Below are 12,888 nucleotides of genomic sequence, written 5' to 3'. Positions count from 1 at the left end.
CCATGGAACCCGGTGCCACGCTGGCCGGGTCTGAAATCAACGCACTCATGGTTATTTATGGAAAAGTCGAAGTTTCGCAAAATCGCTATCGTGCTCGTACTGGTCGTGGTGGCCGGTCTGATTTTCTACAGCGCGCAATCGCCGGGCAAACCGCCGGAGTACCTGACCGCCATGGTCGAGCGCACGGACATCGAGAACGCGGTGCTGGCGTCCGGCACGCTCCAGGGCGTCAAGCAGGTCGACGTCGGTGCCCAGGTGTCGGGCCAATTGAAATCGCTCAAGGTCAAACTGGGCGACAAGGTCAAGAAGGGCCAGTGGCTGGCGGAAATCGACCCGATGCTGGCGCAGAATTCCTTGCGCCAGGCCCTGGTCAACGAAGAGAACCTGATGGCCAAGCGGCAGGCCACGGCGGCGCAACTCAAGGACGCCAAGGCCACCTATGATCGTTACAAGAAACTGCAGCCGGACGATGCGATTTCCAAGCAGGAGTACGAGACCGCGGAGTCCAACTACAGGGTGGAAGAGGCGAACCTGCTCTCCCTCAATGCGCAAATCAAGGACGCCCGCATCCAAGTGGAAACGGCGCGGGTCAACCTGGCGTATACCCACATCGTCGCGCCGATCGATGGTTATGTGGTGGGGATCGTCACGCAGGAAGGCCAGACCGTGATTGCCGAGCAATTGGCGCCGGTCCTGCTCAAGCTCGCCGACCTTGACACCATGACGGTCAAGGCGCAGGTGTCGGAAGCCGACGTGATCCACATCGTGCCTGGCCAAGAGGTGTATTTCACCATCCTGGGGGAATCGGAAAAGCGTTATTACGCCAAGCTGCGCGGCACTGAGCCTGCGCCGCAGAATTTCCTCGAGACCCAGAACGCCGGGGCGTCGAAGCAAAATACCGCGGTGTTCTACAACAGCCTCTTCGATGTGCCGAACCCTGACCATCGCCTGCGCATTTCCATGACGGCCCAGGTCCGTATCGTCCTGGACAAGGCCAATGACGTGTTGACGGTTCCCGTCGCTGCCCTGGGTGCGAAAAACCAGGACGGCAGCTATGTGGTCCGTGTGCTGGATGCCGAAGGCAAGGCCCAGCCGCGTAACGTGCGCATGGGCATCAACAATAACGTTCGGGCCGAGATCAAGGATGGCTTGGCCGAGGGTGACAAGGTCGTTATCGGCGAGCCGACCCCGGCCGTGGCGGGAGCCTGACCATGACCCAACCATTGCTGGAACTCAAGGGCATCACCCGTAGCTTCCTCGCTGGCGAGAAGGCCTTTATCGCTCTGAAGGACATCAACCTGACAATCAATGCCGGCGAGGTGGTTGCGATCACCGGGGCGTCCGGCTCCGGCAAGTCGACCTTGATGAACGTGCTTGGCTGCCTCGACCATCCGAGCGCCGGAAGCTACAAGGTGGACGGGCGCGAGACCGGTTCGATGAACGACCAGGAACTGGCGGTGTTGCGTCGGGATCACTTCGGTTTCATTTTCCAGCGCTACCATTTGCTGCCGCACCTGAGTGCCTTGCACAACGTCGAGATGCCGGCGATTTATGCCGGCGCGAGCGAAGCGCAACGGCACAGCCGTGCCGGGGAACTGTTGAAACGCCTGGGGTTGGTAGGGCACTTGAGCAATCGGCCCAGCCAGCTCTCGGGTGGTCAGCAGCAACGGGTGAGTATCGCCAGGGCCCTGATGAATGGCGGTGACATCATCCTCGCGGACGAACCCACCGGTGCGTTGGACACCACCAGTGGCAAGGAAGTGATGAAGATCCTGCTGGAGCTCAACCGGGCGGGGCACACGGTCATCATCGTGACCCACGATGAAAAGGTGGCCGCCCATGCCCAGCGCATCATCGAGATCCGCGACGGCGAGATCGTCAGTGATCGGGCCAATCCTCAACAACCGCTGGAAGATCAGCCGCCGCAAGGCACACGTCCGCCCAAGGCCAAGCCGGCGAACGGCCTGCTCGCCAGCTTCGGGCTATTCAGCGAAGCGTTCAACATGGCCTGGGTGGCGCTGGTTTCCCATCGCATGCGGACCCTGCTGACCATGTTGGGCATCATCATCGGCATCACCTCGGTAGTCTCGATCGTAGCCATCGGCGAAGGGGTCAAGGAATATGTCCTCAAGGACATCCAGGCGATTGGCAGTAATACGATCGAGATCATGCCCGGGGCCGATTGGGGGGACAGTCGCTCGACCGCTATCGAAACCCTGGTGTTATCCGATGTGACGGCCCTGAGCGACCAGTACTACATCGACAGCGCGACCCCCAACGTTGGGCGCAATCTGTTATTGCGTTTTGAAAACATCGACGTCAATGCGACCGTCAACGGCGTCAGTGAGAGCTATTTCCAGGTCCGCGGGATCAAGATCGGTTCCGGCGTCGCGTTCAGCAAGGACGACGCCCGGCGGCAGTCACAGGTGGTGGTGATCGACCATAACACCCGTCAGCGATTGTTCGGCCCGAACACCGACCCACTGGGCAAGGTGATTCTCATCGACAACCTGCCTTGCACGGTCATTGGCGTGACCGACGAGCGCAAAAGCGTGTTCAATACCAACAAGAACCTGAACGTATGGATGCCCTATGAAACGGCGGCGGGACGGTTGCTCGGCCAGCGCTTCCTGGACAGCATCACGGTACGGATCAAGGACGGGCAACCGAGCAAAGTCGTGGAAGACAATGTCGTCAAGCTCCTGACTCAACGCCATGGCATCAAGGACTTCTTCACCTACAACCTCGACAGCGTGCTACAGACGGTGCAGAAGACCAGCCAGTCCCTGGCGCTGTTGCTCTCGTTGATTGCGATCATCTCACTGGTGGTCGGTGGCATCGGAGTGATGAACATCATGCTGGTCTCGGTGACCGAGCGTACCCGCGAGATCGGTATCCGCATGGCCGTTGGTGCACGCCAGTCCGACATTCGCCAGCAGTTCCTGGTGGAGGCGGTGATGGTCTGCCTGCTGGGTGGCACGATCGGCATCGCTTTGTCGTTTGGTATCGGCTACGTCTTTTCGATCTTCGTCAAGGAATGGCAGATGGTGTTCTCGATGGGATCGATCGTCACCGCGGTCGTCTGTTCGACCCTCATCGGAATCGTGTTCGGCTTCGTGCCCGCACGCAACGCCGCACGGCTTGATCCGATCAATGCATTGGCGCGGGACTGAGCCGGGCTCCATTACTTGAACCCAGACACAACCCCCTGTGGCGAGGGGATTTATCCCCGCTGGGCTGCGAAGCAGCCCCGGAAAAGCTGAGTGCAATCACCCTAATACTTTGCGGTGACTGGTTTTGGGGCCGCTTCGCGACCCAGCGGGGATAAATCCCCTCGCCACAGGGGGGGCTGGCGCTTTATACCGCTGCACGTGCCGCCTGCGGGCGCATCTCGCCGACCTTTCTCACCGCCTGCTCGAAGCGGTCGAGCACCATGCCGACCTCGGTCTCGGTGATGGTCAGGGGCGGCAGGAACCTGAGCACTGCGCCATGGCGCCCACCGGTTTCCATCATCAAGCCGTTGTCGAAACAGTTGAGCTTGATGGCGTGTGCCCGGGCGCCGTCAGCCTGGCCGGCGCGCTGGTTGTCGGCCGGCTTGGTGATTTCCACGCCGAGCATCAACCCGCGACCGCGGATGTCGCCGATGAAGGGAAAACGCTGTGCGATGTCCTGCAGGCCGCTCTCCAATCGTTCGCCCATCCGGGCGGCATGGGCGACGAGATGGTCTTTGCGGATTTGCTGCATTGTGGCCGCGCCAGCGACCATCGCCACTTGATTGCCGCGGAAGGTCCCCGCATGCATGCCAGGGCCCCAGGTATCCAAATGCTCGGCATACACGATCACCGCCAGTGGGTAGCCACCGCCGATGGCTTTGGACAGCACCAGGATGTCGGGAACGATGCCGGCGTGCTCGATGGCGAATGTGCTGCCGGTGCGACCCAGGCCGGTCTGGACTTCGTCGACGATCAGCAAGATGTCCTGCTCGAGGGTGATTTCCCGCAGGGCCCGTAGCCAGCTGGTCGAGGCCGGGATGCAACCGCCTTCGCCTTGCACCACCTCGACGATGACCGCCGCCGGTTTGGCGACGCCGCCTTCGGGATCCGAGAGGACGGTACGGATGTAGTCGATGGACAGCTGATCGGTGTGCTCGCCATTCGTGCCGAACGGGCATCGAAACCGATAGGGGAAGGGCAGAAAGTGTGTGCCTTGGGCGATCAGGCCATCGCCGGTCTTGGGCGACAGCTTGCCCATCGCCGAGAGGGCGCCAGCCGTCATCCCGTGGTAGCCACCGTGAAACGCCATCAATGGCGAGCGCTTGGTGTAGTGGCGGGCCAACTTGATCGCGGCCTCGACGGCATCCGAACCGCTGGGCCCGCAGAAGAGAATCTTGCTGGTGTCGCGCATTTTCGCCGGCAGCATCGAGAACAGCTCCTGCACGAATGCGTGCTTGGCCGGCGTCGCCAGGTCCAATGCCTGCTGCAAGTGATCGCTGTGGAGAAAGTGCATCACCGCATCCCGGACCTCGGGTGGGTTGTGCCCCAGGGCCAGTGTTCCGGCGTTCGACAGGCAATCGAGGAACTCCTGGCCGCTGGAATCCTTGATACGCATGCCCTTGCCGCTGACGAACAGTCGCTGGAAAGTCTGCGCATAGGTACGTGCGTTCGACTCGATGTTTTCGAGGTAAGTGAGTGCTTCCATATTCGATCATCCATTGGCGATGGAGCGTGAACCGAGCGGGGCCATTCATGCTCGACAGCAAGTGCAGCCGTTACTGGGCAGGTCGAGCTCATTTCAACAGGCCCCCGTCGTTATCGCGAGTTTTCCAGCCGGCAGCTGTCCCCAATTTCCACGCCAGACATCGGAACGGGCTCGGGGTTAAATACCTGCCACACGAGCCTCACCAAGCCATCGTTAATAATCTGCCATCTCCCTGAGTTGCGCCGGTGCCGGGTGCCTTGCTGTCTTCACCTTCGACACCTCTAGAGAACGCTATGCATGTCTTCAAGCCCCCAGAGAGCATATTGCTGGTGACACTGTGTGCGATGGCCTTGAGCGGCTGCGTGTTGGGCCCTGACTATCGGGTGCCAGACGTCCCGATCGCCGCCAAGTGGCAGGCACCGGTGCCCCATGGCGCGTCCGTGGTTGCGTTGGCCGACTGGTGGCGGCAATTCGATGACCCTGCATTGGCCGAACTGTTGCGCCTGGCCGAAGCCGACAGCCCGTCCATGGACCAGGCCTGGGCCAATATCTCGCTGGCCCGTGCGACTGCCGACAGTGACGCCGCCGATGCCTTGCCCAAGTTCGACGGCAGGCTGTCAGGCGGCCGAGGTGGGCAGCAGACCGGTTCGGAGCGCCTGGGGGGCTCTGGTTCCTCTGCAACGATGGATGCCGCCTGGGAACTCGACCTGTTTGGCAAGTTGCGCCGCAAAAATGAAGCGGCCAGCTCTCGCGTCGAAGCTAGGGTCGATGACTGGCATGACGCGAGGGTGTCGCTGGCGGCCCAGGTCGGTGATTATTACGTGCAATACCGGGGATGCCAGAAGTTGGTGCTGGCCTACCGCGACCAGGCTCAGTCACAACAAGACACCGCGCGCATGACGCGCCAGTCGTTCGGGGCGGGCTTCACGTCCTCCGCCGACGCCGCGCTGGCCGATGCCAGTGCCGCCAGCAGCGCCGCGGCCCTGGTCCAGCAGCAGAGTGAATGCCAAGTGTTGCTCAAGAGCCTGGTGGCACTGACAGGCAGTGATGAAGGGCGTCTGCTGGATGTGCTCGGTCACACGCCGGCGCAACTGCCGCAGCCGGCCGAACTCAACGTGCAACAGATTCCGGCCGACTTGCTGCGCCAGCGTCCGGATATCGCCTCCCGCGAACGCGAGTTGTCAGCAGCGAATGCCGAGATCGGCGTGGCCCAGGCCGATCGCTTGCCGAGCCTGAGTCTGTCCGGGACGATTTCCGTGGGCACCATGGTGGGCCAGCGCAACCGTTCCTGGTCGCTGGGTCCGGTGTTGTCGATTCCGCTGTTCGACGGTGGCCAGCGTCGTGCGGCGGCGGAGGGGGCCAAGGCCTCGTATGACGCAGCCCTGGCGGTCTATCGCCAAACGCTGCGCACCGGTGTGATGGAAGTCGAGCAGGCCCTGGTGCGCCTCGACGCGGCCCGTCGCCGGGAGTCGGATGTGGAGCGCTCCACCGCGGGTTTCCGGGAGTCTTTCGAGGCCATCGACCGCAGTTGGCAGGCTGGCAACGTCAGCCTGCTGGACCGGGAAACCGCACGCCGCCAGGCGCTGACAGCCGAGATTGAATTGATCACCTTGCAGCAGAATCAAGTGCGCTACTGGATCGCCCTGTACAAGGCGTTGGGGGGCGGCTGGCATGCCGATCAGCCCCTGGCACGCAGTCGAGCATTGGGCGGAGACGGCGCGTGAGGTCGAGACCGGGCAAGTTCGCGTTGGCAATCGGGGTGTGCGCGATCGTGGTGGCGTTGATCTACTTTCGCCGGGGCGCTGAACCGGCCGAGGCCGCCCCCCAGGTCAGCAGCTTGAGCGTGGAAGTCGTCCAGGCGCAACGCCAGGTCTGGCCGCAGTTGCTGTTTGCCAATGGCGCGCTCGCCCCCTGGCAGGAAGCGGTCATCAATGCCGAGACCAGCAACCTGCGCATCGCCAGCATCGAGGCCGATGTGGGCAGCCGGGTGAAGAAAGGCCAATTACTGGCCACGCTGGCCAGCGAAACGGTGGTTGCCGAAGAGAACAAGCAGAAGGCGCTCGTCGCCCAGGCCAACGCCAACCTGGAGCAGGCTCGCTCCAATGATCGTCGGGCCCGGGTCGTCGGGCAGGGCGGGGCACTGTCGGAGCAACAACGTGAAGACTACCGAATCAAGGTCGCGCTCGCCGAGGCAGACCTCGCCAGCGCCCGTGCCGAACTGCAGAGCACGCGGATCAGGCTAGGCCAGACACGCATCGTCGCCGTGGACGACGGCATCATTTCGGCGCGCACGGCACTGCTCGGCAAGGTGCTCTCCGCCGGCGACGAATTGTTTCGCATGGTGCGCGATGGTCGCATCGAATGGCAGGCCGAGCTGGATGCCCGCCAACTGGCGCAGGTGCAGCCGGGCCAGGTCGCCCGCATGACGTTGCCCGGCGGCCAGAGCCTGGAAGGGCGCGTGCGGCTGGTATCGCCCACGTTGAATACCAAGACCAGCCGGGGATTGATCTATGTCTCCCTGCCCCCCGACAGCGCCGCCCAGGCCGGCATGTATGCCAGTGGCCAGATCGAGTTGGCGCCGCGCGAGGCCGTTACGGTGCCAGACACTGCCGTCATCCTGCGGGATGGGCGTTCCTATGTGTTCACGCTCAATGATGACATGCACGTTGTCCAGCGACCGGTGGTGGTCGGCCGACGCTTGCATCAGGCCGTGGAAATCCTCAGCGGTCTCGATGAGCCTGCCCGCATCGTGCGCGCCGGCGGTGCGTTCCTCAATGACGGTGCGAGTGTGACCCTCGTTCAATCCCAGGTCGCCCAGCCATGAACATTTCGGCCTTGTCGATCCGCCATCCGGTCCCGGCCGTCATGCTGTTCATTCTGCTGACGCTATTTGGCTTGTTGGGTTTTAAGAAGCTCGCGATCCAGGATTTTCCGGACATGGATTTGCCAGTGGTGGTGATCAGCGCCTCGCTGGAAGGTGCGGCCCCGGAGCAACTGGAAACCGAAGTGGCGCGCAAGATCGAGGACAAGCTGACGTCGCTGCGCCTGCTCAAGCACGTGACGACAAGCATCACCGACGGTGCCGTCAACATCAGCGTCAGCTTTGACATCGACAAGGATGGCAACGAGGCACTCAACGAAGTGCGCAATGCAGTGGACAGTGCCATGGCGCAACTGCCGGCGAGCCTGGACACACCGTCGGTTTCGCGGCTGACCACCAGTGCCTCGGCATTGCTCACCTATGTCATCGATTCCGACAACCTGGACGAAGAGGGCTTGTCCTGGTTCGTCGACAATGAGTTGAGCAAGCAACTGCTGGCGGTGCCCGGGGTAGCAATGATCTCGCGCATGGGCGGCGTGGACCGGGAAGTCCAGGTCAATCTCGACCCGGCGCTGATGGCGGGCCTGGGCATTCGTGTGACGGACGTCGCCAACCAGTTGCGGGCCATGCAGAAGGACAACTCCGGTGGCCAGGGCAATCTGGGCAGTGGCCAACAAGCCATGCGTACCTTGGGCGCCATTGACGATCCGGCGGAACTCGGTGCCATTGACATTCCCAGCGGCGATGGTCGCTTGCTTGTCTTGGGGCAGTTGGCCGACATTCGTGACACCCACGCCGAGCGCAGCACCCGGGCATTTCACGATGGCAGGCAGGTGATCGGCTTCCAGGTCACCCGTTCCCTGGGGTTCTCTGATGTCGGCGTCGCCAATGATGTGCGCAAGGCCATGGCCACCTTTGGCGAACAACATCCGAACGTGCAAATCGTTGAAGCCAGCGACACGGTCAAGGCCGTGCTCGCCAATTATCACGACTCGATGAATTTGCTGTACGAAGGCATGCTGTTGGCGGTACTGGTGGTCTGGTGGTTCCTGCGGGACTGGCGCGCCACGCTCATCGTCGCCACGGCGCTGCCGCTGTCGATCATTCCCACTTTTGGGGTGATGTACCTGGCCGGTTTTACCCTTAACTCCGTTTCCCTGCTCGCCCTGGCGCTGGTCATCGGTGTGCTGGTGGACGATGCCATCGTCGAGATCGAGAACATCGCGCGGCACCTGCGCATGGGCAAGACTCCGCTCCAGGCCGCCACCGAGGCTGCCGATGAAATCGGTCTGGCGGTGCTTGCCACGACCGTTACCCTGGTCGCGGTGTTCTTGCCCACGGCGTTCATGGGCGGCATCGCTGGGAAGCTGTTTCGCCAGTTCGGCGTGACGGCTTCGGTCGCGCTGTTGTTTTCACTGCTGGTGGCGCGGCTGCTGACGCCGATGATGGCGGCTTATTTGCTCAAGGCAAGGAACGAAACCGACCATGACGGGCCGTTGATGACCCGCTACCTGGGCTGGATCCACACCAGCCTGACTCGGCGCAAGACGACAATGGGCCTGGCCGGCCTGTGCTTCGTCGGCGCCCTGGGATTGGTTCCTTTGCTGCCCACCAGTTTCCTCCCCGCGCAGGACACCGGTCGCAGCAAAGTGACCTTGGAACTGCCGCCGGGAACGACATTGGCGCAAACCACCGCGGTGGCCTTGCAGGCCAGTGAGCGGTTGCGCGAGCTACCGGACGTCAAGCACGTGTTCAGTTCGGTGGGGACCGCCAGCAGTACGGGCGCCGGGCCTGCCGATATCACCGGCGCCGGAGATGCGGTCCTGACGGTGGAGCTTGCGCCCCGGGATGCTCGTGATCGCAAGCAGGTGGAGGTCGAAGCGCAGATGCGCCAGGTATTGCGCACCCTTCCGGGAGTACGCATCAACGTTGGTGGCGATGGCAGCGGAGAGAAGCTCAATATCGTGCTTGCCAGCGATGACGGCGATCTGCTGGAGCGCACGGCAAGCGCCCTTGAGCCCCAGCTACGTGAGCTGCGCGGGATCGGCAATGTCTCGTCCAGCAGCGCCTTGCAACGACCGGAAATCCAGATGCGGCCGGATGTTGCCCGGGCAGCGGAATTGGGCATCACCAGCCAGGACATCGCCGATACCTTGCGCATGGCGACTTATGGCGAATATTCCTCGCAACTGGGTAAGATCAATTTGTCCCAGCGGCAGGTGGACGTGCGGGTGCGCATGGATTCGCTGTTGCGCGACGATTTGCAGGCGATCAGCCAATTGCGGGTAACCGGGCGAGACGGCCAGGTCGCCCTGGCTTCGTTGGGGGAACTCAGCATGGGCAGTGGGCCGGCGCAAATCAGCCGACTGGACCGCCTGCGCAACGTCACCCTGTCTATCGAACTCAACGGTCGTAACCTGGGTGAGGTCATGGCCGAGGCCCGCCAACTGCCGGTGATGCGCAACTTGCCAGCCGAAGTCAAACTGGTGGAGCAGGGCGAACTGCAATTGATGACGGAGTTGTTCGCCAGCTTCGGCCTAGCCATGGCCATCGGTGTGTTTTGTATTTATTCAGTCCTGGTGTTGTTGTTTCACGACTTCTTGCAGCCGGCCACGATTCTGTCGGCACTGCCGCTCTCGCTGGGTGGCGCGTTGTTGGCCTTGTTGGTGTGCAACTTCAGTTTTTCCCTGCCATCGGTCATTGGCTTGTTGATGCTGATGGGCATCGTGACCAAGAACTCCATTCTCTTGGTGGAGTACGCCATCATGGCTCGCCGCGATTATGGCCTGGGTCGATATGATGCGTTGGTGGATGCCTGCCACAAACGTGCCCGCCCAATCCTGATGACCACCATTGCGATGGGGGCCGGGATGTTGCCGACGGCGATGGGAATGGGTGAGGACCCGAGTTTCAGGCAACCGATGGCGGTGGTGGTCATGGGTGGTTTGCTGACATCGACGCTGTTGAGCCTGCTGGTGGTGCCGGTGATTTTCACTTACGTCGACGATGCGTTGCAATGGCTGAAACGTCGCACCCGATCGCCCATGGAGGAAGGTACGGTGGAGGAGACCTGAGGGGGGAAGCAATATTCCCCCAACAAGTACTCGACCCGGTCAGTGAGCGAGCAATCGTTGGGGGTAGGTTATACGGCTTGTTGAATCGGGTTACTGCCATTCCATTCCATGTGAGCCGGTGCGGCATCCATTGAGTGCATCCAGCGGATCAGCGAACGACGCCCGCCAATCCCCATTTTTATGGCGGCGCGCTTGAGATAACTTTCGACTGTATTGACCTTCAGGTTCAGTTGCTCGGCAAGTTCGGGGGCGGTGCGCCCGGCCAGCAGACCTACGCACACTTCCGTTTCGCGAGAGGACAGACTCAATCCCGACAGTAGCAGTCGATCAGCGAACCTTTGGCGCAGCGCTTCCATGCCGTCATTTTCCGATGCGTCCAATGACAGGAAAGGGGCCTGTCGTGTCGACTCCGGCGGAACAAGGGCCGCCACGTGCTCCTCGACCATGGGCAATAAGAGACAGGAAAAATCTTTTAACAGTGCATGTTCTTGTGCGGTAAATCCCTTTGAAAGAGGCGAACGGTAGATGGACAGCACATAACGATGACCATTCTTACGGGTCGTCAGGTGTAATTGCGTCGTCGTGCTATAGCCGGGGACTTTGTCCGAACGCTCGCATTTAAGCAGGCACCGAGAAAAGTTAGGTATTTTCTGTGGCGCCGCGTCTTCAAAGAGAATGTCGTCGGCGAGGAAAAAGGGCTTGGCGGTGTGCGTGCCCACGAGCGCACCCACGCAAGCGTTGTCCATGCCGACGCAACCTATGCTGGAGGTGCTGGGTTCCGACATATTACTTGTACCGATCCGTTGCTCGGTAATATGTGTTGCGTCTACGGGTATTTCCGTAAGTATCAGGTCGTGCAACATGCGCGGGAAATGGCGGCTGCCTGTACTGGCAATGACTTTGCCAACGTGTGGGAATAATCGTTGTAGGTTCATCCTTTCTCCAAAATAATCCAATTATTTGATTAAAGCTGCAGTTCAGTGTGCAGGGCTCTCTTTGCGGGAATGTTTCGGCCGGGGAGTATCTTGGTCGTGTCCAGGGATTTATGGAGTGTATCTGATGAGCGGTCGGCCATTAGGGGTGGGGTAAGTATGGTTGCTCGGTCGATGGCGTTTTTGCTGAGGACCTCCTCATAAGTTTTCAAAGTGCATGGCAATGTGCCGTAAATTACATGTTCTCCCTTCGAGCCTGATGCTGTATTGAGTCTTTCAATCGCCCATCCAGAACGTTTCAGGATTTTTTCCATCAGGGTGTCAATGACGATTTCATAGGTGTGAATCTTTTGTTGTTGGGCGAACTTAATCATTGACAGGAAAAGTGCCGCCGTGCGAATGTCTACATTGGCTCGGGTGAGTTTTCCCGTGGAAGAACTATCAGTCGAAAGTGCAAACCTTGTGGCTTCCCAACAGTGATCCAAGTTCGGTCTGTTTTTTTCGGTTGGAAGGATAAAACTCAGGGCGCCACTCATCAGTGTGGGTTTGCTGGAGGGGCGTAGTCGAACACAGCCGGTAACGCGATCGTTTTCATGGGCGTAGATATACATCGCGTCGGGGTCGTCGTATTCATCCCACTCATAATCGCTACCTTGATAACTTTCAATGTCCCACTTCTTTCGATCGATGAAGGCGAGTTTGCGAATGGACAATATTTGCTCGAGGGTTCTGAGGGGGATTTTGGAGTAGCTTACGATGCGGGTGGATACGCCGGAAAATCCATAGGTGCATGGGGAGTAGTTCATGGATGCGACTTCTTGGCTACAGGTGAAGCTACTGTTGACTTTGCACTAATGTATTTCAACTGTCCTAAAGTACAGTCTTTGATTTGTAGAGTGTGCAGCCTAATTAGTGGACGCGGGATTTGGGGTTGAATTATAACTACTGGGGAGCTCGTTAGTTCTGGAATGGTATCGCTGGGAATCCAAAAAAGTATAGGTTGGGCATGGTGGCAAACTGGTGCTGATCGAAGGGATTGAGGTGAGTTGATGTAGGAGTGATCTATTGTTTTTTTGACGATCCTAAAAAAGCTCTTGTAAGCAACTGATCTTGTTTTGTTCAAGAAATTGACACCCTGAGAAATGGCGCCAGTACCTGTAAACAAAGGGTCATCTAGTTGTGGGCACGCTGACTTCTTTCGTAGGCAGACTTACGGGCAGTGAGTTTGAAGGATATCGCTTGGCGAACGGATTTAGGCAGGTGGCACATTGATGGTGGTCTAGTGTGATTGCTCTATTTAAGGCGGTTGTCCGACCTCGTATGACCGCAGTGGCTGACTTGATGCGACTCGGCTTGAAGTCAT

At 60.1% G+C, this 12,888-nt stretch carries 8 protein-coding genes; 5 read left to right on the top strand and 3 right to left on the bottom strand.

From position 1 onward, the window contains the following. Nucleotides 1–57 precede the first annotated feature (57 nt). Complete coding sequence (gene macA / locus GFU70_RS15020; RefSeq protein ID WP_058544860.1) at nucleotides 58–1,209, top strand: macrolide transporter subunit MacA; 1,152 nt, start codon at nucleotides 58–60, stop codon at nucleotides 1,207–1,209. 2 nt (nucleotides 1,210–1,211) lie between these two features. Continuing rightward, complete coding sequence (locus GFU70_RS15015; protein WP_058544861.1) at nucleotides 1,212–3,173, top strand: MacB family efflux pump subunit; 1,962 nt, start codon at nucleotides 1,212–1,214, stop codon at nucleotides 3,171–3,173. A 184-nt stretch (nucleotides 3,174–3,357) separates the two neighbouring features. Here GFU70_RS15015 and GFU70_RS15010 read toward each other — a convergent pair whose 3' ends face one another. After that, on the bottom strand, nucleotides 3,358–4,698 hold the full coding sequence (locus tag GFU70_RS15010; RefSeq protein ID WP_058544862.1) for a diaminobutyrate--2-oxoglutarate transaminase family protein: 1,341 nt from the start codon (nucleotides 4,696–4,698) through the stop codon (nucleotides 3,358–3,360). A gap of 293 nt (nucleotides 4,699–4,991) precedes the next feature. On the opposite strand from GFU70_RS15010, the gene GFU70_RS15005 reads away from it, so the two are divergent. The 3 genes from GFU70_RS15005 to GFU70_RS14995 are packed head-to-tail and all read left to right on the top strand — an operon-like array spanning nucleotide 4,992 to nucleotide 10,593. Further along, the gene (locus tag GFU70_RS15005; protein ID WP_153388329.1) at nucleotides 4,992–6,422 is read left to right on the top strand and encodes an efflux transporter outer membrane subunit; all 1,431 of its coding nucleotides are present in this window, start codon (nucleotides 4,992–4,994) and stop codon (nucleotides 6,420–6,422) included. Further along, the gene (locus GFU70_RS15000; protein WP_058544864.1) at nucleotides 6,419–7,522 is read left to right on the top strand and encodes an efflux RND transporter periplasmic adaptor subunit; all 1,104 of its coding nucleotides are present in this window, start codon (nucleotides 6,419–6,421) and stop codon (nucleotides 7,520–7,522) included. The genes GFU70_RS15005 and GFU70_RS15000 overlap by 4 nt, the downstream gene beginning before the upstream one ends. After that, on the top strand, nucleotides 7,519–10,593 hold the full coding sequence (locus GFU70_RS14995) for an efflux RND transporter permease subunit (RefSeq protein WP_153388328.1): 3,075 nt from the start codon (nucleotides 7,519–7,521) through the stop codon (nucleotides 10,591–10,593). The genes GFU70_RS15000 and GFU70_RS14995 overlap by 4 nt, the downstream gene beginning before the upstream one ends. A gap of 68 nt (nucleotides 10,594–10,661) precedes the next feature. Here the strand turns inward: GFU70_RS14995 and GFU70_RS14990 are convergent, their stop codons facing one another. Further along, on the bottom strand, nucleotides 10,662–11,528 hold the full coding sequence (locus tag GFU70_RS14990) for a helix-turn-helix transcriptional regulator (protein ID WP_153388327.1): 867 nt from the start codon (nucleotides 11,526–11,528) through the stop codon (nucleotides 10,662–10,664). Nucleotides 11,529–11,557: 29 nt separating this feature from the next. After that, on the bottom strand, nucleotides 11,558–12,331 hold the full coding sequence (locus tag GFU70_RS14985; RefSeq protein WP_058544867.1) for an acyl-homoserine-lactone synthase: 774 nt from the start codon (nucleotides 12,329–12,331) through the stop codon (nucleotides 11,558–11,560). Between the last annotated feature and the right edge of the window lie 557 nt (nucleotides 12,332–12,888).

The sequence above is a fragment of the Pseudomonas brassicacearum genome, assembly GCF_009601685.2.
GTDB classification, from domain to species: Bacteria; Pseudomonadota; Gammaproteobacteria; order Pseudomonadales; family Pseudomonadaceae; genus Aquipseudomonas; species Aquipseudomonas kilonensis_B.
Note: the sequence above shows the minus strand (reverse complement) of the source record. Positions and strands in the feature narration are given on the sequence as shown.

What these genes read in the sequence shown, in the direction of transcription:
- macA (WP_058544860.1), top strand. Translation starts at nt 58, where the DNA reads ATGGAAAAGTCGAAGTTTCGCAAAATCGCTATCGTGCTCGTACTGGTC.
- GFU70_RS15015 (WP_058544861.1), top strand. Translation starts at nt 1,212, where the DNA reads ATGACCCAACCATTGCTGGAACTCAAGGGCATCACCCGTAGCTTCCTC.
- GFU70_RS15010 (WP_058544862.1), bottom strand. Translation starts at nt 4,698, where the DNA reads ATGGAAGCACTCACTTACCTCGAAAACATCGAGTCGAACGCACGTACC.
- GFU70_RS15005 (WP_153388329.1), top strand. Translation starts at nt 4,992, where the DNA reads ATGCATGTCTTCAAGCCCCCAGAGAGCATATTGCTGGTGACACTGTGT.
- GFU70_RS14995 (WP_153388328.1), top strand. Translation starts at nt 7,519, where the DNA reads ATGAACATTTCGGCCTTGTCGATCCGCCATCCGGTCCCGGCCGTCATG.
- GFU70_RS14990 (WP_153388327.1), bottom strand. Translation starts at nt 11,528, where the DNA reads ATGAACCTACAACGATTATTCCCACACGTTGGCAAAGTCATTGCCAGT.
- GFU70_RS14985 (WP_058544867.1), bottom strand. Translation starts at nt 12,331, where the DNA reads ATGAACTACTCCCCATGCACCTATGGATTTTCCGGCGTATCCACCCGC.